Here is a 20,171-nt window from a genome sequence, read left to right on the forward strand (position 1 = left end):
CAGCACCGCAGGAGTGTGTTGAGTTCCTCCGCATCGGCCCCGCACTCCTTGGCGATGCGGACGACGAGGTCGTAGCTCCCCGGCGTCCCCTTGCCGTTGCAGTACCGGTGAAGGGTCGAACTGCTCGTGAAGACCCGCCGCCCCAGCTCCTGATAGCTGAGACCACTGCGCTCCTTCAGCCCTGCCAGAATGCGGGCCAACTCCTGGGACCCCGATGGCCCGTCCAAGCTCTCCACCCCCGTGGCGTCTGCCTGCAGCTCCCGCCGCAGCATTTCACGCGCGTCCCATTCCGTCTGCAACATGCCAGGTGAGCGGGGTGCCGCGCATCCCACGCCGATGTGGAATGCGAGATCACTGGCCCTCGGCCGGGGCGGAACAGCACAGTTGATCTCGCTGTCACGACACATCGGCATCACCCCGGCCTGCACGCTGACGTCCCACCTGCGTGCGGACCGCCGTGTGCCGCTTGGCGCACCGGCACACGAACCTTCGGACACGGGGACGCGGAGCGCACCGGAAACACGTGTCCGGCGAGGACACAGGACAGATCGGAGAGGGGCGGTGCCACGATCACCGGCACCGGCTTCCTCTTCAGACGCGCCGAACTCGCTTGCTGGCATTGACAAATCGGGCGTACCACGGGTGCGCCCACCCGCACACAGGGGGATCAAGAATGAAGCTTGGCCAGAGCATGCTCACCGCAGGCACGCTGGCGTCCGTCACGATGCTGTCCCTCATGGGGACCGGTGGCCTGACGCACGCGGCCGACGCCTCGTCCTGCACGTACAACTCCTACTCGACCTTTGGCGTCGGCGAGATCGTCAGCTACAAGGGCAAGGACACCGACAAGTACAACGACGGCGTGACCAAGAAGCACAGCCGGGTGCTCAAGCTGATGACCGGGAAGTTCTACGACCGCTCGGCCGGGCGGCTGGAGAAGACCAAGAAGGGCGACAAGGTCTGGGTCAACATCAGCCACGACAAGGGCAAGACCTGGAAGTCCTGCGGCTACGCGACCTCGGGCGAGGACGGGCAGACCATCACCAGCAAGCGGTACATCCACAGCAGCGACGATGTGAAGAACCGCTACATGCGGGCCTGCGCCAAGACCTCGGGCTACACCTGGTGCGCCGACATCGGCGACAAGAGCAACTCCTCCGCCTCCGACGGCCAGAAGCGCTACTGGTGGACCGACAGCTGAACCGGGATCGCCGCCGGCCCCACCGCAACACGCGAGGTCGGCGGGGCACAGCCAACAACGCAGCATCAACGGGAGGGAAGACTCATGAGCCTTCGCACAGCAGCCACGCGTGCCGCCACCGCGGCGGTCGGTTCCCTGACGGCAGTCACGCTCGCCATGAGCGCGTCGCCGGCGTCCGCCGCATACTCCGACGGATACGTCCGCGGCTACGGCATCTACGGCGATGACTGGGGCGACGAGGGCGGGGCCAAGATGTCCAACGGCGGCGGTTGGAACGAGTCCAACGCCGTCTGCCTGTGGCAGAAGATCCTCTGGGCAGAGGGAGCCAACGAGACGAACGGCACCAACTTCGACGCGGCCGATGTGACCGGTTACTTCGGTGACAACACCGAACACGGAACGCGCGAGCTCCAGGCCCGCTGGGGTCTGACCGTGGACGGGCTCGTCGGCAACAACACCTTCGGCCGCGCCGACAAGGAGCTCAGGGTGACGGGAGGCAGCGACGACAGCGGCGAGCAGCTCAACATGACCTACGACGGCGACCTCCACAGCTTCTCCGTGGTGCGCAACAGCGAGGGGAAGTACTCCTTCAGGGACGGCGACGACACTTGGCGCATCGCCGGGTACAACTACCGAACCTGCAGCTGAACCGAAAGCCGCCCACTCGTGGTGGACAACGCGCTAGCCAAGCGGTGGGGAACGACCCGCCTCAGTACGGGCAAAGTCGTCTGGTTCGAACTGGACAGCTACCCGCCGTCAGCAGCGTCCTTGGGCGAGGGCGGCGGCGTCAGTTGGGGCCGGGCAGCCGAGGTTCGACGCATTGTTGGCCTCGGTGACGGCTCGGGTGGGGGACAGCGGCTCTCGGCTTGGAGCTGGCTAGGCTGCGCCTGAGCACGAATGTACGGCTGAGCTGCTGCGCGGCAACGGCGACGGCGTGACCTCATCTCCAGGACTTAGTGGAAGTGGGTCACGCCGTCGTTGTGCTGATCAAGCAGGCACTGCGGCTGTTTTCGGCTCGGTCTGCGCGGTGTTGCGGGATGCGAGGTAGCGTTCGGCGTCCAGGGCTGCCGCGCAGCCGCTGGCGGCGGCGGTGATGGCCTGGCGGTAGATGTGGTCGACGACGTCGCCGGCGGCGAAGACGCCCGGGATGTTCGTGCGGGTGGAGGGCGAGGCGACCGTGAGGTAGCCGTTGTCGTCCAGGTCGAGTTGGCCCTTGAACAGTTCGGTGCGCGGGTCGTGGCCGATGGCGATGAACAGGCCGGTGGCGTCCAGGTCGCGGGTGGCACCGGTGAAGACGTCGCGCAGGACGACGCCGCCGAGCATGCCGTCGTTCTCCTTGATCTCGGCGATCTCGCTGTCGAAGGCGAAGGAGATCTTGTCGTTGGAGAAAGCGCGGTTCTGCATGACCTGCGAGGCGCGCAGGGTGGAGCGGCGGTGGACGACGGTGACCGACTTCGCGAAGCGGGTGAGGAAGGTGGCCTCCTCCATGGCGGTGTCGCCGCCGCCGACCACCACGATGTCGCGGTCGCGGAAGAAGAAGCCGTCGCAGGTGGCGCACCAGGACACGCCCCGGCCCGACAGCTCGTCCTCGCCCGGCAGGCCGAGCTTGCGGTAGCCGGAGCCCGTCGCGACGATCACCGCCCTGGCGCGGTGAACGGTGCCGGCGGAGTCCTTGACCTCCTTGATGTCGCCGGTCAGGTCGACGGAGACGACATCGTCCTCGACGATCTCGGCGCCGAACTTCTCCGCCTGGGCCCGCATGTTCAGCATGAGGTCAGGGCCGTCGATGCCCTCGGGGAAGCCCGGGAAGTTCTCGACCTCGGTGGTCGTGGTGAGCGAGCCGCCGACGAAGATCGCGCCGCCGAAGACGAGGGGCTTCAGCTGGGCGCGGGCGGTGTAGAGGGCGGCGGTGTATCCGGCGGGTCCGGAGCCGATGACGATGACCTCGCGTATGACGGAGTCGCTCACGAGGGTCACGCCTCCTGCTTCGCGTCGATCTCGGCGATCAGGTCCTCGATACGGGACTTGATCTCGTCGCGGATCGGGCGGACGGCCTCCACGCCCTTGCCCGCCGGGTCCTCCAGCGCCCAGTCGAGGTACTTCTTGCCGGGGAAGATCGGGCAGGCGTCGCCGCAGCCCATCGTGATGACGTAGTCGGACGCCTGGACGGCCTCGGTGGTGAGGATCTTCGGTTGGGCCGCGGAGATGTCGACGCCGACCTCCTTCATGGCCTCGACCGCGGACGGGTTGACCTGGTCACCGGGGACGGAACCGGCGGAGCGGACCTCGATCCGGTCGCCCGCGAGGTGGGTCAGGAATCCGGCGGCCATCTGGGAGCGCCCGGCGTTGTGGACGCAGACGAACAGCACGGAGGCGAGCGGGCTGGAGGACATCGGTTCTTCCTTCGTGAGTGGATCAAGCGGGTTGTGCGGAAGTCGGGTTCAGGCGCCCGGCAGCGAGGCCAGCAGTTCGGTGATGTGGGTGTCGGTCCCGTCGCGGATGCCGCGGACGACGGTGATCGGGGCGCCCTCGGGATCGGTGACCGGCCAGTCCAGGTAACGGCGGGCGGGCAGGACGGGGCAGGCGTCGCCGCAGCCCATCGTGATGACGATGTCGGCGGCCTGCACGACCTCGTCGGTCAACGGTTTGGGGAACGCGTCCGTCAGGCCGACGCCCGCCTCGGTCAGGACCTGGGCGACGGCCGGCTCGACCTCCGCGGCCGGATGCGTACCCGCCGAGGAGACGACCACATGGCCGGCCGCCCGGTGCGCCAAGAGGGCGGCGGCCATCTGGGAGCGGCCCGCGTTGTGGCTGCACACGAACAGCACCCGGGGCAGGCCGCTGCCCGGCGCGCCCTCGATGTGGGCGAGCGCGTCGAGGCGCTCGCCGGCGAGGTGCTCGGCCAGCACCACCAGGTGGGTACGGACGCGGGCATGCTCGGCCAGGCGCTCGTAGGAGTCGATGGCGAGGCGCTGGATGGTCTCGGCGGCGAAACGCCCGCGGTAGCGGACGGCGAGGTGGGCGATGCCGGACGCGAGGCGTTCGTCGGGCAGGACGGGGAGCGGGGATGCGGTCACGGGATCCCCTTTCAGGGCATGGGCCCCCACGGGTTGCGGGGATACGGCTCCCAAGGATCACTCCCAGCTGGTATCAGCCTGGAGTGATGTGAGAGTATCAGTCCATGCTGACGTCAGTCGACACTGATCTGATGCGGGTTCTCGCCGACCCGCTCCGCCTCCAGATCGTCACCTTGCTGGCCAAGGAGACGCTCTGCTCCACGCACCTGATCGAGGAGACGGGGGCGAAGCAGACCAACCTCTCCAACCATCTGAAGGTGCTGCGCGAGGCCGGTGTGGTGGAGACGGAGCCGTGCGGCCGGTTCACCTACTACCGCCTCAAGCCCGATGTCATCGCCTCCCTCGCGGGCCAGTTCGCCGACCTGGCAGAGACCGCGCGCGCCACCGCCGAGAACAACGTCAAGCGGTCCTGCCCCTGATCCCCGCCCCCGCGGCGACCTGCACCAAGGAGTCCTGTTGACCGCCACCGAGGCCACCGAGCACGACGAAGCCGAGGAATCCGCCATAGCCCCCACAGGCGGTACCGAGCCCCAGCCCGCCCCGGGTGCCATCCCGCCCCAGATGCCTCCGCTGCTCGCCAAGGCCGCCGCCGAACTGGTCGGCACCGCGGCGCTCGTCGCCGTGGTGGTCGGTTCCGGCATCCAGGCCACCGAGCTGACGAAGGACGTGGGCCTGCAGCTCCTGGCCAACTCCACGGCCACCGTCTTCGGCCTCGGCGTCCTGATCCTGCTGCTCGGCCCGGTCTCCGGCGCGCACTTCAACCCGGTCGTCACGCTCGCCGAGTGGTGGACCGCTCGCCGAGGCGGCCCGGGTGTCACCGTGCGGGAAGCGGCCGTCTACGTCCCGGCGCAGGTCGTTGGTGCGATCCTGGGCGCCGTCCTGGCCGACGCGATGTTCGGCGAGCCGCTGGTCAAGTGGTCCACGCACGACCGGTCGGCTGGGCACCTGCTGCTCGGCGAAGTCGTCGCGACGGCCGGGCTGATCCTGCTGATCTTCGGCCTGGCCCGCACGGACCGGCTCCGATTCGCCCCGGTGGCCGTGGCCTCGTACATCGGCGCCGCGTACTGGTTCACCTCGTCGACGTCCTTCGCGAACCCGGCGGTGACCATCAGCCGTGCCTTCACCGATACCTTCGCCGGGATCGCGCCTGGATCGCTCGCGGGGTTCATCGCCATGCAGCTGATCGGCGCGGCGGCCGGTCTGGCACTCGTCGCTCTCATCTTCATGCGCGGGCGGGAAACCGCCCGGTGACACGCACGCCCCAGGTGGTGGTGATCGGCGGCGGCCAGGCAGGGCTTGCCGCCGGATACCATCTGCGCCGGCTGGGCCTCGGCTTCGTGATCCTGGACGCCGGTGCGGCACCGGGCGGTGCCTGGCAGCACATGTGGGACTCCCTGCACCTGTTCTCCCCGGCCGCGTACTCCTCGCTGCCCGGCCGCCTCATGCCCGCCCGGACGGGCGAGAGGTACCCGGGCGCCGGGCATGTGGTGGACTACCTCGCCCACTACGAGAAGCACTACGACCTGCCGGTGCGGCACGGTGTTCGTGTGCACGCCGTACGCCGCGACGCCGACCGGCTCCTGGTCGAGTCAGACTCCGGCACCTGGCGTGCCGGTGCGGTCATCAGCGCCACCGGTACCTGGTCGCGGCCGTTCCTGCCCGCCGTGCCCGGCCGCAGCACCTTCGCCGGCCGGCAGCTGCGCACGGTGAACTACCGCCGTCCGGCCGACTTCGCCGGGCAGCGTGTAGTTGTGGTCGGTGGCGGGAACTCCGGCGCCCAGATCGCCGCCGATCTCGCCCTCGACGGGCGCGTCGAGGTGACGTGGGCGACCCAGCGCCCGCCGCGGTTCCTGGCCGATGACATCGACGGCCGGGCCTTGTTCGATGCCGCCACCGCCCGCCGCCGCGCCCTGGACGCCGGCCGCAGCGATACCGGCGGGGTGGCTTCGCTCGGCGACATCGTGGCCGTGCCGTCGGTCCGCGCCGCCCGCGACGCCCAACTCCTCACCGCGAAACCCATGTTCGCCCAGCTCACCCCCACCGGTGTCCGGTGGGCCGACGGCAGCCAGAGCGACGTGGATGCGGTGATCTGGTGTACCGGCTTCCGCCCGGCACTGGCTCACCTCGCTCCGCTCAACCTGCGCGGCCCGCGCGGGCACATCCCCACCGATGGCACACGCGCCCTGGGCGAGCCGCAGCTGCACCTGCTCGGCTACGGCGACTGGACGGGTGCCGCCTCGGCCACGCTCATCGGTGTCGGCCGCCCGGCCCGCGACGCCGCAGCGCAGATCGCCCACGCGCTGAGCAGCTGAACCCGCGAGGGTGAAGTCCGTCATTGTCCGTGAAGTACCAGCAGGCCCCGCCGGATTGAGGCGTGTGTCGTCTGGACCAATTCACGAGTGGCGGGCGAGCTTGATGGCGGAGACGACCAGGATCACGGCCAGCAGGGGGATGAGCACCAGGCTGGGGAACACGCCCAGGAGCATGCCGCCCAGCACCGCGCCGACGCTGGAGCCTGCGGCCATGACCAGGGTGAAGCGGAGGTTGGCGCCGAGGACGGCGAAGCTGCCGTCGCGGCTGTAGCGGGCGAACGCGACCAGCATGGTCGGCAGGGAGACCAGCAGGGAGAGGCTTCCGGCGGTCTTGATGTCCTGGTCGAACAACAGCACGATCGTCGGGATCAGCAGCTCTCCTCCGGCGACGCCCATGATCGCGGCGACGATTCCGATGCCGAACCCGGCGACAACGCCGGCCGGCACCTGGGCCCGCAGCGGCAGGGAGAGACTGCCCAGGGCAGAGGTGTGCGTGAGCACCAGGGCCGCCGCCATGAGCACCATCAGCGCGGCCAGCACCTTGTAGAGGGTGGAGCTGCGCATGCGTACCGCCCAGCTCGCTCCGGCCCACGCACCGAGCAGACTGCCGGCCAGCAAGTTGACGGCGATCGGCCAGCGAGCAGCGACCTCGGCGACCGGAACTGCGGCCAGGCGGGCGGGTAGCGCGACCAGGACCACGACCAGGCTCATCGCCTTGTTCAGGATGACTGCCGAGAGCGCCGCGAACCCGAACAGGCCGATCAGCAAGGGCAGGCGGAACTCCGCCCCACCCAACCCGATCATCCCGCCCAGCCCCCCGATGGCCCCACCCGCTCCGAACACGACAGGTGCTGAATGCGTCGCGCGCAGCGGAACAAGGCTCTGGTCAGTGGTCATGCCGCGCATCATCGCTGTCGGCCACCCCCACCCGCTAGGGCACCACTTATCCTTCGGGCGAAGACACCGCGTGCCCGCTCAGGATTTGTCCAGACCGCCGAGCGCCGGCGTCCTGGCATGCTGCCGCCGCATGCCAGCAGGCCACGTGCGTTCAGTCGATCACCGGGCTGCGGCGCTCGACGAGGGCGACGTCGCGCCAGACGCCGTGATGGCGCCCGATCCGCTCCCGTGTCCCGATGACCCGGAAGCCGGCCCGCCGGTGAACAGCGAGACTGGCGGTGTTCTCGGGAAAGATCCCCGACTGGATCGTCCAGATCCCAGCCCGTTCGGTGGAATCCACCAGAGCCTTCAGCAGCGCGGAGGCGATGCCACGGCCGCGGGCAGCGGGATGGACGTAGACGGAGTGCTCGACCACGCCCGCGTACGCGCACCGGTCGGACACCCGGCTCGCGGCCACCCAGCCCAGCACCGTCCCGTCCGCGTTCAGGGCAGCGAAGCGGTGCTCGTCCAGCTTCGCCGCATTGAACGCCTCCCAGCTCGGGGCGACCGTTTCGAAGGTGGCATTGCCCTCGTCGATTCCGGCCTGGTAGATGGCCAGCACCTGCCCGGCGTGCTCCGGCGCCAGTGGCACCATCACCGCGCTCGCCGACCCGCTCCCCACGACGTGTCCCTTCCCGTGCCGGTCAGGCCGCGGCCGGCAGGGCCAACAGCTTGCCCATCGCCGCCAGCACGGACGGCTCGACCCGGTAGTAGACCCACGTGCCGCGCCGCTCGGAGGTGAGCAGGCCGGCTTCCTTGAGCTTCTTGAGGTGATGGGAGACGGTCGGCTGGGAGACACCCACATCGGAGATGTCGCACACGCACGCTTCGCCGCCCTCGTGGGAGGCCACGGCCGAGAAGAGGCGGAGGCGGACCGGATCACCCAGCGCCTTGAACATCCGCGCGGCGGTTTCGGCCTCCTCGGCGGTCATCGGCCGCTCGGTCAGCGGCGGGCAGCACGGCGCCACATCCTGACCGGCGGCGGGTTCGAGGAGCGGCAGCACCTTCGCATTCGACATGCGTCTATGTTGACACACGTCGAACCAGTACGGGGAGGTCCATCACCGACGCGCGAGGCGGGCGGCCAGAAGTCGGGCGATCCGCACCGTGTCCCGTCCGACGCCGCGCAGCGAGTGCGATGACAGGCTGTGCTGCCATTCCAGCCCGACGAACGCCAGCCCGGGCACGCCGGGGCGAGACCCTCCCGGTGCCGTGGGTTCCCGTCGCCGTCGAAATTGCCGTCGAGGTCGGCGAGGTAGGCAGGTCGGGGCGGTAGCCGGTGGCGAGCACGATCGCGTCGATCTCCTATCGCTGCCCGTCCGGCCACAGGAGCTTGGGCCCGTCCGCGCCGGTGAACAACGGCCGCCGCTCCGGCCGGTCCCCGGCCGGGGCGGCCCGGTAGCGGCCGTCGTCGAGGACCGGCTGTGCCGGTGGGCGCGCAAGGAACCGGTCGAGGAGCGCGGTGTCCAGGCCGGTGCGGGCCTTTGAGAAGCGCAGGACGCGCTGAGGGGCGAACGTGACCGGGGCGCTGGTGGCGAGGGTGACACGGGCAGTTCGGCGAGCTTGGCAGCGATCTGCTTCGCGGAGTTCCCGGCCCCGATCACAACCACCCGGAGGCCGGTGAACGGGTGAGGCTGCGGTAGTCGGCAGCGTGCAGCACTTGGCCGGCGAACTCCTGAAGGCCCGGCAGCGCGGGCCGGTACGGGGTCCGAACGTCCCGGAGGCTGCCACGACCGCCCGCGCGGACAGCCGACCACCGCCCTCCAGTTCCACCTCGAAACCGCCGGCGGTGCGGAGGACCGCGCTGACGCGGCAGGGTGGTGCGGATCTCGGCGTCCAGATTGTCGGCATAGGCGGTGAGGGGGGCGACGACCTCGTCACGGTGCGGACAGCGGTCGCGATCGGCGCCGGGGAACGGCATCCCCGGCAGGAAGCTGTACCGCGCGGGCGAGAGCGACGTGAGCCTGTTGTAGTAGTGCGGCCGCGCCCCGCCCGCACGGTCAGCCGCTTCCAGTACCACCGGCCGCAGCGCGCCGCAGCTGCGCAGGGTGGCGGCGAGGCCCGACTGGCTGCCGCCGATCACAGCGACGTCGACGTGTTCCATGAACACCATGAACGCACTCCGTGGATTCGATAATTGTCTATGTTGACGCTTGTCGATACAGGTGGCATGCTGGGCCGCGCAAGCCATCGACAGATGTCGAAACAAGCGAGGAGTCGCCGTGAACGCGCCCGCCACCACCGAGCTGCCCGTCATCGTGATCGGAGCCGGCCCGATCGGCCTGGCCGCCGCCGCCCATCTGGTCGGCCGCGGCATCGAGCCCCTGGTCCTGGAAGCCGGTCCCACGGCCGGTGCCGCGGTGCGCGAGTGGTCGCACGTACGCCTGTTCTCCACCTGGGGCGAGGTCGTCGACCCCGCCGCCGAGAAGCTCCTGGCCCCCACAGGCTGGACCCGCCCCGACCCGGCCGGCTACCCCTCCGGCGGAGACTGGGCACACTCCTACCTGCAGCCGCTCGCAGACGTCCTCGGCGACCGTGTCCGCACCGGCGCCACCGTGACCGGCATCTCCCGCACCGGCCGGGACCGGATCGTGGACGCCGACCGTGAGGCCCAGCCCTTCGTCGTGCACGTCACCCACGCAGACGGCCGTGAGGAGCACATCCTCGCCCTCGCCGTCATCGACGCCTCCGGCACCTGGGCCACACCGTCACCGGCCGGAGGCAGCGGCCTTGCCGCCCTGGGCGAGAAGGCGGCCGCAGACCGGATTACCTACCGCGTCCCGGACCTCAACGACCCCGCCGTCCGCGCCCGGTACACGGGCAAGCGCACCGCTGTGATCGGCTCGGGCGCCTCCGCGTTCACCGCTCTCGCCTACCTCGCCGACCTCGCGAAGTCCCACGACGGCGCGGGGACGAAGGGCCTGTGGATCCTGCGCCGGGGCATCTCCGGCTCCACCTTCGGCGGCGGCGAAGCCGACCAGCTCCCCGCGCGTGGAGCTCTGGGGCTGGCGGCGAAGGCCGCGGTCGACGAGGGCCACGCGGACGCGGTCACCGGCTTCCGCACCGAGGCGATCGAACGCGACACCGATGGCCGTCTGGTCCTGGTCGGCGACGACGGCCGACGCCTGGACGCGGTCGACGAGGTGATCGTGCTGACCGGCTTCCGCCCCGACCTGTCCTTCCTCAACGAGCTGCGCCTCGGGCTCGACGAGCGGCTCCAGGCACCGGTCGCGCTGGCGCCGCTGATCGACCCCAACCAGCACTCCTGCGGCACCGTCTACCCGCACGGCCACCGCGAGCTCTCCCACCCCGAACAGGGCGTCTACCTGGTCGGCATGAAGTCCTACGGCCGCGCCCCGACGTTCCTGGCCATGACCGGCTACGAGCAGGTCCGCTCCGTCGCCTCCGCGATCGCCGGCGACCTGGATGCGGCCGACCGAGTGGAACTGACCCTGCCCGAGACCGGAGTCTGCGGCGGCGCCGGCCTGTTCGACGCGCCCGATGCCGCCCAGGGCGGCGACGGCGGTTGCTGCGCGCCCGCGCCGCAGCTCGTCCAGCTCGCCGCCCCGGCAACGGTCGGCGCGGCGGCTGCCCAGGAGGCTCCGGCAGGCGGCTGCTGCGGCTCGTGACCGACCTGGACACTCCCGCGCACGGGACCGCGACTGGAACAAGGGACCGGTCGCGGCCCCGCGCCGCCCTGCCCGCCCTGTGCGCCACGCAGATCGTGAGCTGGGGCATCGTCTACTACGCCTTCCCCGTCCTCAACCCCCAGATCACCGGCGCGACCGGCTGGCCGGCCGGGGCGACCACCGCAGCGTTCTCCCTCGGCCTCATCGTCTCCGCCCTCGCCGGGATCCGCGTCGGGCGCACCCTCGACCGGCGCGGCCCCCGCACCGTCATGACCACAGGCTCGGCGGTCGGCGCGGTCAGCCTGCTGATCGTGGCTGCGGCCCCGAACGTCCCACTCTTCATGGCCGGTTGGGCGCTGGCCGGACTCGCGATGGCATCCACCTTCTACCAGCCCGCGTTCGCTGCTCTGACCCGCTGGTGGGCCCCCGACCACGTGCGCGCGCTCACGATCGTCACCCTCGCCGGCGGCCTGGCCTCCACCGTCTTCGCGCCCCTCACCGCGGCCCTCGCCGACCACCTGTCCTGGCGCCACACCTACTTCGTACTGGCCGCCATCCTCGCCGCCGTCACCATCCCCGCCCACGCCCTGGCCCTGCGCGCACCCTGGCCCAACCCCCCAACCGCCCCTCAACACACGGGCGCAAGCCCAGGCGCTGCCCAGGTCGTGCGCAGCCGACCGTTCCTCCTGCTCGCCACCGCCTTCACCCTGTCAGCCTTCGCGATGTACGCCGTCGTCGTCGCCCTCGTCCCTCTCCTGCTCGAACGCGGGTACACCACCAGCCAAGCGGCCTGGGCGCTCGGCATCGGCGGCGCCGGACAGACCCTCGGCCGCACCCTGTACGCAACCCTCGCCCGCAGCACCACGGTGACGGCCCGAACCACGATCCTGATCGTGCTCGGCGGGCTGACCACTGCCGCCTTCGCCGTCGTCCCTGGGCCGTACGCCCTGCTCATCGCCGTGGCGGTCATGGCGGGCATGGTCCGCGGAAACCTCACTCTGCTGCAAGCGACCGCCATCACCGACCGCTGGGGCCCCACGCACTACGGACACCTCTCCGGGCTCCTCGCCGCACCGGCCACCACCGCCGCAGCCCTCGCGCCCTTCGCCGGAGCCGCCCTCGCCACGCCCCTGGGCGGCTACGGACCTCTCTTCTTCCTCCTCGCCGCCGTCTCCGTGGCCGCCGCCCTCACCGCGCCATGGACAGGCATCCCCGTAACTGGACTGAGGGACTCTCACAACTTGTCGGTGAAGGGGCGCTCAGTACCGGTCCTCCGTGGGCCGAGCCGTTACTGACCTCTTCGGGGTGTTGTCGGAGGTGGTGACGGGTGGTGCTCCTGTGGTAGGCCGGTGGTGTGCGGTACGCGTGGACACACGCCGGTGGTGCGGGTGCGGGGTCGCTCCTGGCGTCGCTGGTCGATCGCGGCCATGTGCTGCTGCAAGCCTGGTGAGACGTCCCGGCTCAGCTACCGGCCGCCTCGCCACCGCAAGCCCAAGGCCAAAGGACGCGACACCTTCGCCTGGAGCGATGACCGCGACCTGGTCGTGCGCGCCCACATCCAGCTCCAGGCGCCCATCGCGCTGATCCGGGATCATCTCAACACCCATCGGGCAGCCGGGATGCGTGAGTACGCCGTCACACACGACTGGCTGACCATCGTTCAACTGCCTTCGTATGCACCGGATGTGACCCCGGTTGAGGGCACCTGCTCGCTGTTACGGCACGGCCCGCCGACCAACACCGCCCTCACCGACGACGAGCACCTCGAACCTGGGCTGAGCCGCCCACCCCAGGAACAGAGCCGGGTCGTTGACCGGCACAGCGCGTATCGGCACGAGCAGCGACCAGCTGGACGGCAATGACGGAGCCATGATCGGCGTCTCGAGGCGGCCCATATGCTGATCGGCCTCGGCGAGTGCGTTCCAGGCGCGGTCCTGTTCGCACGTCATCAGTCCTAGCCACGCCAGTGGGCTGACGTCGTGCGGAAGAGGTGCTTCTGCTTCAATCGGCCAGTCGCCACCCCATTCTTTCCAGGAGCCTGCGTGACGTCCGTCCAGCCCCGACCTGAGTCGGCACAGATACGAGAGCTCCTTGTCGCTGGGCAGGAGGCGGCTGAGGGCGGACGCTGGCTGGATGCCGGGCTTGCCTGGGTCGAGGCTGCCAAACTGGGCAGCCTGGACGGGGCGAACGCCGTCAGCAGATTCGCAGCCCCGCACATCAGACCGCTCGCTGATGCGGGAGATCCTGCCGCGCAGGCTCTGATGGCGGGGATTTTGATGGACTACTTCACCGAAGACGCTCTTCCGATGGCGGTCGGCTATGCCAGGGCTGCGTCCGAGGCTGGTCACGCCGTCGGCCTTCGCACCTTGGGTTTCATGCTCGTGCGCGGCAGGGGAGTGGAGGAGGACCGTGACGCTGCTGTGGAGCTGTTTCGTGCGGCAGCCGCGAAAGGGGACGCCTACGGGGCCTTCAACGCTGCGCTCACCCAGGGGGAAGGCAGCTGTCGCTCTGAGCGCGAGGAGTATCTCCGGCTGCTGGCCCAGGCCGCTAGCGGGGGTATCACGCAGGCGGCTGCGGTGCTGGGAGATGAGTTGGCGGCCGACATGTGCAACGAGGAAGCCTTGAGCTGGTACGTGCGGGCAGCTGAGGACGGTCACGCTGGCGCGGCGGATGTCGCGGCCGACTGGTACCGGGACGGTGTCGGTACGGAAGCCGACCCCGTGCAGGCCATGCGCTGGCTCCTCGTGCTGACCACGCAGTTGAACGTCGACGCCGTTCACCGAGCCCACCAGGTTGGCGAGCGGATGACGGATGAGGCGATCCTCGAAGCAGGACGGCTCGCGGATCAGCCCGTCGAAGCCCAGATCATGGTCTCCACGCTCGCCAGAGCCCGCGAGCGCGAATGACAAGCCGAAGCGCCAGGGCACCGTCCATGAATCCCCAGGTGGATGGGCGAGTGCGGGAACGTTTCTCGTGGGGATTGCTCCGGTATGTGGGTCGTGGCGATCCAGGATGTGCTGTTTCCCGGGATCGATGTGCGGGTCACGGCGGTGCACGCCACCGCCACCGCCACCGCCACCGCCACCGCCGACGCGGTCGAGGCGGCGGCCTGCGGTAGGCCACCGGACTGCCCAAGTTGTGGCCAGCCGGGGCGCCGTGTGCACTGGGCGATGTCCGGGCAGGCCAGGCGTATGGCCAGGAGTTCGTCCTCCTCGTGGCATGTCAGTGCGCCACGGGGCAGCACGATCCATCTGGTGATCTACTGCCCTCCTGACAACGGGCGTTCGGCCAGACGGCACCGGTAGCGGGCCTGCGACCTCGCCCGCACCGTCCACGACCTGCTCCAACACCGCCGTGGCCACCAACTGCCGGCATGGGTCCACGAAGCCGAGCAAGACGGCACTGCCCCCGATCCTCGCCTTCGCCCAGGGCCTCTGCCTCGACGCCGTCACCGCGGGCCTCACCCTCCCCTGGAGCTCGGGCATCGTCGAGGGCCACGTAAACCGCATCAAGACCATGACTCGGCAGATGTACGGCCGAGTTTCGTTCGACCTCACCCGCACCCGGGAACCTCCTCCGAACATGACCTGGGGATTCACGAATCGTGGCCTGAACCCATTGGGTGACTGCCGACATCGAGCTACGGCAACCGCCGTATGGCAGAGCCCTGACCGAGACCTGAGACTGTCAGTGGGGGTGTCGCATGGGGGCCAAAGGCGCGTATCTGGTGGGTGCTGCCATGCTGCTGGCGGCTCTTCCAGCCGCTTGGGGAGCGGCTCCGCAGCGTGTGGATCTCCGTGTAGCACCTCCTGCTTCCTCGTCGGCACTGCCCGCAGTTGCTGTGTCGCGGCATATGTATGAGGGGCGCCCGGGTGTTTCCTCGTCGGCTGTAACACCGGTTGCTCCGGTTGCTGCTCTGCCACTGGTTGCCGCACCGGGACAGAACCGGCTTGCGTCGCCGACGCGGACACAGGCGCTCAGTGTTTCCCGGCGCAATGCCTCGGCTTCGGATGCTGGTCCCGCGGTCTTCCATGTCGACTCGAGCGCGGACGGCGGCGACGAGACCATCGACGGTGTCTGCGCGGTGCCCGCGTCCGGTGGAGCCCGGTGCACACTGCGGGCCGCGTTGCAGGAGGCCAACGCGACTACGGCCACCGACACCGTGATGATCGATGTGGCTCTGGTGCAGCCCGTGCTGGCCCTTCCCCCAATCATCCGACCGGCGGTTGTCGATGGTCGCGGGACCGCACGCTTGGACGGCGGCAGAACCGCTGCGGGTGTGGGTCTCGACGTCAGGACAGGGCGCTCTGCCATCCGGGGGTTGAGCGTGACCGGATGGCGGGACATAGGCCTGTCCTTGAGAGGACCTGAAGGAGACTCGACGATCACCGGCTGTCGCGTGGGTGTAGACCAAGACGGAACCGCAGCTCCGAACGGCCACGGAGCAGACAGTGTCTCCTCGGGCATAGCCGTCTTCGACTCGCCCGGAAACCTTATCGGCGGTCCTGGAAGCGACGGAAACCTCGTATCGGGCAACAACGGGACCGGTATCAGGATCTTCGGCAGCGCCGCGATCGGAAATCGTGTGCAGGGCAACCTTGTGGGGCTCGGCAGCGACGGCCGTACCGCCGTACCCAACACTGGCGACGGCGTCATGGTCGGACAACTGCAAGGCGCTACTGGTGAAGGAGCCACCGCAACGGAGATCGGGGGTGCGCGCGCGGTGGGAAACACCATCGCCGGAAACGGCCGGACCGGCGTGGTGGTCGCGCGAGCCGCAGCCACGTCCGTCACCCATAACCGCATCGGACTGGCGGCAGACGACGCCGCGGAACCTGTCCCGAACGGAGACAGCGGACTCGAGGTGCACATGGCGCCGGCGACAGGGGTGCGCGGCAACACGATCTCTGGCAACACGGGATACGGGGTCCTTGCTGCCGGGGGATCCACCACCGAACTCGTGATCACAGGAAACCGGGTCGGCACCGATCCCGCCGGGACGCTGGCGCGGCCCAACTCGGAGCACGGCGTTGCCATGGGTCCTGCTGCTGATGACCACAAGTCGCCGCCGGGGCCGGAGATCGGCGGCAGGGGAGACGAGGGGAACGTCGTATCAGCCAACGGTGGCTGGGGGATCCTCGCGCATGGATCGGCCAAAGCCAAGGTCCGCGGGAACATGGTGGGCGTCGGGGGCAACGGCACTGGGCAGCTCGGCAACAAGGGCCCGGGCATCGGACTGATCGACACCATGGACGGTCTGATCGGTGGCAGCGATCCCGGTACGGGCAACACCATCGGCAACAACCAGTGGGGAGTCATTCTCCAGGACACGGCGGCGCAGGAGTCCCCGCCTTCGGCAGCCCGATCGCTCGGCAACAGCGTTCAGGGCAACCGCATCGGTGTGGCCGATGACCGTACCTCAGTGCCCAACCAGCTCGACGGCGTCCAGATCGACGGGAGCGGGCGCACAACCGTCGGATACCCGCTGAAGGGAGACCCGAAGGAGTTGTGTGTCGCTCCGTGCAACCTGATCGCCGGCAACGGACGCAGCGGAGTGAACATCCAGCGCTCCACTGCCACGGGTAACACGGTTCGAGGCAACGCCATATGGCTCAACAAGGGGCTGGGCATCGCGTTCACCGAGGTGGCGGATCCCCCCAGCGTGATCCGCGTCCCGCCGAACGACGCAGATGACAGGGACAGCGGGCCCAATGGACGTCTCAACTTCCCCACCGGCGTTCTGAAGGTCACACAGCCGGGGAACCCCGGCTACAAGGTGGCCTGGCGAAGCCGCAGTAGCGAGGTCACGGGCTTCACCTCACCGCCGGTCCAAGGCCAGCTCATCGACGTGTACGCCCTGGTGAGCGACGACGACAAGGACCCGTGGCCGCCTCAGGCTCATTCGAACTTCGGCGAGGGCCGGGCGTGGATCGGCTCCGTGGTAACCAAATCCGACGGTACGTTCTCGCTCCCTCTCACGGCCAGTAAAGCCGCAGCATACGAGCGGTTCACAGCCACGGCCACCGACCAAAGAACGGGAGCGACCTCTACATTCTCCGCAGTCTGCGCGCCGACCACAGCGGACTCGGCGGACCACGACGGCGATGGCCTGTGCGATCAGCGGGAGGCAAACGGCATCGATGACAACGGCGACGGCCACATCGACCTCGACCTGGCCGGACGCCTGGCAGACGCCGGACATCGGGACCTTTTCCTCGAAGTCGACCCGTACCCGGGGATGGCACCTCACCTCTGGGCTCTTCGCAAGGTCCGCGACGCCTTCGGCAAGGCTCCCGTGGACAACCCCGACGGAACCACCGGAATCCGCCTGCACATCTACCCGGGACTACCGCCCGCCCAGGGGACGCTGGAGCCTCAGACGGACACGACGCTCGCGGCAGTCGATGCACCCCGCCTGATCGACCTGAAGGGGTTCGAGCACATCAAGGATGGCAGTGCTGACCGACTGTGTGACGGGGCGTTCGGAACCGCAGCTGACCGGATGGCCATCTGGGACGGCAGATCCAATTGCGCCCACGTCCTGGGCGCCCGACGTCAGGTTTACCGTTACGCACTCTTCGCGGACCGGCAAGCTGATGACCTTGAATCCAGCGGGGTGGCCGAGACGCCTGGGGATGATCTGATCGTTTCGCTCGGTGCATTTCTGAGCGGTGGCTCTGCCAACCGTGCCGGAGTCTCAGATGAGCTCGCCACGAGCGGAGGGTTCGGCAGCGAGTGTCACGACCGCGAGACCTGCCTGACCGAGATCCAAGCAGCCGTCCTCATGCACGAACTGGGGCACACGCTGGGGCTTCTGCACGGCGGAGGCGACGGCATCAACAACAAACCGAACTACTTGTCCGTGATGAACTACATCCTGCAGTGGCGCTATCCGGTGGTGGGCCGTCCGCTCGATTACTCCCACGTTGCCCTCGCCACCATCAACGAACGGGCCTTGGACGAGACCAAGCCGCTTGCTGCCGGTCTCCCGGCCGCCGACATGCGGGGCTGGACTCACAGCGCCTTCTACGCCCCCACGGCAAACCGGTCTGGAACCTGTCGTCCCGTAGCTGTTGGCTTGTGGGGTTCACCGGACTGGATCTACAACGGCAACCCTGGCGAAACTGACCTTGCCGATCGCCAGGTGACCAGCAAGGAGAAGTGCAGTCAGCCCGGGGGAAGCGCTCTCGAAGGCTGGAACGACTGGAATCACCTGATCATGACAAGTCGTCTCCGAGGGTGGGAACTCTTCGCGGGAGCGCCACCGTCAACCGGCGTGCCACAGAACCAGGCCACCGACATCACGGCCACCCAAATCGTCGAGTGGGCGCGCACATCGGACAGGGACGGCGACGGCGTCGCGGACACCACCGACCTGTGCCCCGACATCGCCGACCCGGACCAGACCGACCGTGACCTCGACGGCTACGGCGACGCTTGCCTGCCCTTGCGCACCACCCGGGATCTGGCCATCGCCGCAGAAGCTCAACCAACCGCCGCCACAGTCGGCACCCCGGTCACCCTCACTGTGACGTTGAGCAACCACAGCCCCCTGCCCGCTACTGACATCGTCACATCCATCGGCAGGCAACCCTTCGATGACGATCCCGAGGCCGCGGCCCCGGTGCGCACCAGCCATGGGACCTACGACGCAACCACCGCACAGTGGACCGTTCCGGTACTGCCCCCGAGAGCCGAGGCGGTGCTCTACATCAAGGCCGTAGCTGCCCGGAGTCCTTACATCATGGACGCCCAGATCATCACAAGCGGCGAACCGGACGACGACTCGCTGGCAGGCAACCACCTGCCGGGCGAAGATGACCAGCTTCGCCTCGTGGTGGATCCGCCCTTGCCCGCCGCAGCCTCCCGCTACACCCCTCTCCTCGTCGCCGAAGAGGGCATGTGGCCCGCAGCCATGAGCACGAACGGCGTGATCGTCGGCACCGGCCCCACGCCATCACACCCCCAGCGCGCCCTCCTCTGGCCACCGGGGAGCAGCGAACCGACCGACCTCGGGGCACTGTCCGGTGAACAGAGCAGCGCCACGGCGATCAGCCCGAACGGTCGTATCGCCGCCGGCACCTCAACCGAAGCAGACGGGGCCGTCCACGTCGTCACCTTCACGGAAGGCCAGGTCAACAAACTGCGGCGCCTGTGCACTGGATGTGACGAAATTCAGGTGACCGGTGTCAACGATCAGGGCTACGTCACCACTGTGGAGCACGAGGCGGGCCCTTGGTACAACCCGATCGGGTCGGTCACAGGGCCAGACGGAGCCCACACACTCCTTCAAGGCCAGTACGCGTGGCCCCGCGGGATCGGCGACGACGGGACGGCCTTCGGAAGCAGGTCCGGATGCCTGTACGAACCGACGACCAGATGCGGGACCATCGCCGTCTCCTGGCCCCCTGAGGCCGGTGGACGCTCAGAAACCATCGGCATGCTCGAGGGCGGCAACGACGCAAGCGCCGAGGGCAGGAATGCATCAGGCACGGTTGTGGGGACCGGAATCCTTCCGGCTCCACCGCCCCGCTCACTTCCTTGGCGCGCCTTCACCTGGAACGACGGAACGTTCAGCGTATTGCCGCTGCCCGAAGGCGCGTCGGAATCGTACGCGACAGCCATCAACCGTCAAGGCGTCGTGGTAGGCCGCGTCGAAGGACGGTTGCAGTCGGCCGTCGTATCCGTTGATGGCGCCCTCGTCGACCTCAACACCCTGCTCCTGGGCTTCCATCCCTACGTGCTGACGGACGCACTGGGCATCTCCGACGACGGCAGGGTTCTCGTTCGAGCACGGAGCCGCAACGCGACATCGCCCGACCGCACCTTGGTGCTCATGCCGACAGACAGGGCGCCTGGTCGGTGACCAGACGTACGACCGCAGGCCGCAGACGACCCGCGGGCCGTGAACCAGAGCTCGCTGTGAACCGCTCCGGGTCTGATGGAGGCTCGATTCCCTGAGAGGATCGAGCCATGGCACGTCCGTCCCCTTACCCGCCCGAGCTTCGTGAGCGCG

17 protein-coding genes and 1 pseudogene are annotated in these 20,171 nt (G+C 69.0%); 10 read left to right on the plus strand and 8 right to left on the minus strand.

Features of this window, described 5'->3' with window-relative positions; all coding sequences use genetic code 11:
* Window positions 1–23 precede the first annotated feature (23 nt).
* Window positions 24–620 (minus strand): annotated as a pseudogene (locus ACIHIX_RS35115) (helix-turn-helix domain-containing protein); the annotation flags it as partial.
* A 53-nt stretch (window positions 621–673) separates the two neighbouring features.
* Here ACIHIX_RS35115 and ACIHIX_RS35120 point away from each other — a divergent pair.
* Both ACIHIX_RS35120 and ACIHIX_RS35125 read left to right on the plus strand, forming a co-directional pair.
* Window positions 674–1,201 (plus strand): hypothetical protein, encoded by a 528-nt coding sequence (locus tag ACIHIX_RS35120; protein WP_399963408.1) that lies wholly within the window; start codon window positions 674–676, stop codon window positions 1,199–1,201.
* An 84-nt stretch (window positions 1,202–1,285) separates the two neighbouring features.
* Window positions 1,286–1,849: a peptidoglycan-binding protein gene (locus ACIHIX_RS35125; RefSeq protein ID WP_399963410.1), complete on the plus strand. Its 564-nt coding sequence runs from the start codon at window positions 1,286–1,288 to the stop codon at window positions 1,847–1,849.
* Between the two features lie 339 nt (window positions 1,850–2,188).
* Here the strand turns inward: ACIHIX_RS35125 and trxB are convergent, their stop codons facing one another.
* The 3 genes from trxB to ACIHIX_RS35140 are packed head-to-tail and all read right to left on the minus strand — an operon-like array spanning window position 2,189 to window position 4,278.
* A complete protein-coding gene (trxB, locus tag ACIHIX_RS35130) occupies window positions 2,189–3,169 on the minus strand; it encodes a thioredoxin-disulfide reductase (protein WP_399963412.1) in 981 nt (326 codons plus the stop codon).
* 5 nt (window positions 3,170–3,174) lie between these two features.
* On the minus strand, window positions 3,175–3,594 hold the full coding sequence (locus ACIHIX_RS35135; protein WP_399963414.1) for an arsenate reductase ArsC: 420 nt from the start codon (window positions 3,592–3,594) through the stop codon (window positions 3,175–3,177).
* A 48-nt stretch (window positions 3,595–3,642) separates the two neighbouring features.
* Complete coding sequence (locus tag ACIHIX_RS35140) at window positions 3,643–4,278, minus strand: low molecular weight phosphatase family protein (RefSeq protein ID WP_399963416.1); 636 nt, start codon at window positions 4,276–4,278, stop codon at window positions 3,643–3,645.
* Window positions 4,279–4,382: 104 nt separating this feature from the next.
* Here ACIHIX_RS35140 and ACIHIX_RS35145 point away from each other — a divergent pair, with 104 nt between their 5' ends.
* From ACIHIX_RS35145 to ACIHIX_RS35155, 3 genes are read left to right on the plus strand one after another with little or no spacing between them, the layout of a single operon-like run.
* The gene (locus ACIHIX_RS35145; RefSeq protein WP_399963418.1) at window positions 4,383–4,697 is read left to right on the plus strand and encodes an ArsR/SmtB family transcription factor; all 315 of its coding nucleotides are present in this window, start codon (window positions 4,383–4,385) and stop codon (window positions 4,695–4,697) included.
* 37 nt (window positions 4,698–4,734) lie between these two features.
* Window positions 4,735–5,529: an aquaporin gene (locus tag ACIHIX_RS35150; RefSeq protein WP_399963420.1), complete on the plus strand. Its 795-nt coding sequence runs from the start codon at window positions 4,735–4,737 to the stop codon at window positions 5,527–5,529.
* On the plus strand, window positions 5,526–6,590 hold the full coding sequence (locus ACIHIX_RS35155; protein ID WP_399963422.1) for an ArsO family NAD(P)H-dependent flavin-containing monooxygenase: 1,065 nt from the start codon (window positions 5,526–5,528) through the stop codon (window positions 6,588–6,590). Before ACIHIX_RS35150 ends, ACIHIX_RS35155 begins: the two co-directional genes overlap by 4 nt.
* A gap of 81 nt (window positions 6,591–6,671) precedes the next feature.
* On the opposite strand, the gene ACIHIX_RS35160 is transcribed toward ACIHIX_RS35155, so the two are convergent.
* From ACIHIX_RS35160 to ACIHIX_RS35175, 4 genes are all read right to left on the minus strand, one after another.
* Window positions 6,672–7,487, minus strand: a complete 816-nt coding sequence (locus ACIHIX_RS35160; RefSeq protein WP_399963424.1) for a sulfite exporter TauE/SafE family protein — start codon at window positions 7,485–7,487, stop codon at window positions 6,672–6,674.
* 151 nt (window positions 7,488–7,638) lie between these two features.
* The gene (locus ACIHIX_RS35165) at window positions 7,639–8,121 is read right to left on the minus strand and encodes a GNAT family N-acetyltransferase (protein ID WP_399963468.1); all 483 of its coding nucleotides are present in this window, start codon (window positions 8,119–8,121) and stop codon (window positions 7,639–7,641) included.
* 49 nt (window positions 8,122–8,170) lie between these two features.
* The gene (locus ACIHIX_RS35170; protein ID WP_399963426.1) at window positions 8,171–8,545 is read right to left on the minus strand and encodes an ArsR/SmtB family transcription factor; all 375 of its coding nucleotides are present in this window, start codon (window positions 8,543–8,545) and stop codon (window positions 8,171–8,173) included.
* Between the two features lie 581 nt (window positions 8,546–9,126).
* On the minus strand, window positions 9,127–9,639 hold the full coding sequence (locus tag ACIHIX_RS35175; protein WP_399963428.1) for a hypothetical protein: 513 nt from the start codon (window positions 9,637–9,639) through the stop codon (window positions 9,127–9,129).
* Window positions 9,640–9,748: 109 nt separating this feature from the next.
* Between ACIHIX_RS35175 and ACIHIX_RS35180 the strand changes: the two genes are divergently transcribed.
* The 5 genes from ACIHIX_RS35180 (at window position 9,749) to ACIHIX_RS35200 (ending at window position 20,021) form a co-directional block, all read left to right on the plus strand.
* Window positions 9,749–11,155 carry an NAD(P)-binding domain-containing protein gene (locus tag ACIHIX_RS35180; RefSeq protein WP_399963430.1) on the plus strand — a complete coding sequence of 469 codons (1,407 nt, stop codon included), beginning with the start codon at window positions 9,749–9,751 and terminating at the stop codon, window positions 11,153–11,155.
* Window positions 11,152–12,450 carry an MFS transporter gene (locus ACIHIX_RS35185; RefSeq protein WP_399963432.1) on the plus strand — a complete coding sequence of 433 codons (1,299 nt, stop codon included), beginning with the start codon at window positions 11,152–11,154 and terminating at the stop codon, window positions 12,448–12,450. Before ACIHIX_RS35180 ends, ACIHIX_RS35185 begins: the two co-directional genes overlap by 4 nt.
* 93 nt (window positions 12,451–12,543) lie before the next feature.
* Window positions 12,544–13,017 carry a transposase gene (locus ACIHIX_RS35190; RefSeq protein WP_399963434.1) on the plus strand — a complete coding sequence of 158 codons (474 nt, stop codon included), beginning with the start codon at window positions 12,544–12,546 and terminating at the stop codon, window positions 13,015–13,017.
* Window positions 13,018–13,197: 180 nt separating this feature from the next.
* The gene (locus tag ACIHIX_RS35195) at window positions 13,198–14,061 is read left to right on the plus strand and encodes a tetratricopeptide repeat protein (RefSeq protein ID WP_399963436.1); all 864 of its coding nucleotides are present in this window, start codon (window positions 13,198–13,200) and stop codon (window positions 14,059–14,061) included.
* A gap of 1,493 nt (window positions 14,062–15,554) precedes the next feature.
* Window positions 15,555–20,021: a hypothetical protein gene (locus tag ACIHIX_RS35200; protein WP_399963438.1), complete on the plus strand. Its 4,467-nt coding sequence runs from the start codon at window positions 15,555–15,557 to the stop codon at window positions 20,019–20,021.
* Window positions 20,022–20,171 lie beyond the last annotated feature (150 nt).

This window comes from Streptomyces sp. NPDC051913 (assembly GCF_044593635.1).
Taxonomy (GTDB): Bacteria; Actinomycetota; Actinomycetes; order Streptomycetales; family Streptomycetaceae; genus Streptomyces.

Excerpts from the sequence above, each read along its gene's own strand:
- ACIHIX_RS35165 (WP_399963468.1), bottom strand. The coding sequence starts at position 8,121 with ATGGTGCCACTGGCGCCGGAGCACGCCGGGCAGGTGCTGGCCATCTAC.
- ACIHIX_RS35175 (WP_399963428.1), bottom strand. The coding sequence starts at position 9,639 with ATGGTGTTCATGGAACACGTCGACGTCGCTGTGATCGGCGGCAGCCAG.
- ACIHIX_RS35135 (WP_399963414.1), bottom strand. The coding sequence starts at position 3,594 with ATGTCCTCCAGCCCGCTCGCCTCCGTGCTGTTCGTCTGCGTCCACAAC.
- ACIHIX_RS35160 (WP_399963424.1), bottom strand. The coding sequence starts at position 7,487 with ATGACCACTGACCAGAGCCTTGTTCCGCTGCGCGCGACGCATTCAGCA.
- ACIHIX_RS35145 (WP_399963418.1), top strand. The coding sequence starts at position 4,383 with ATGCTGACGTCAGTCGACACTGATCTGATGCGGGTTCTCGCCGACCCG.
- ACIHIX_RS35170 (WP_399963426.1), bottom strand. The coding sequence starts at position 8,545 with ATGTCGAATGCGAAGGTGCTGCCGCTCCTCGAACCCGCCGCCGGTCAG.
- ACIHIX_RS35120 (WP_399963408.1), top strand. The coding sequence starts at position 674 with ATGAAGCTTGGCCAGAGCATGCTCACCGCAGGCACGCTGGCGTCCGTC.
- ACIHIX_RS35125 (WP_399963410.1), top strand. The coding sequence starts at position 1,286 with ATGAGCCTTCGCACAGCAGCCACGCGTGCCGCCACCGCGGCGGTCGGT.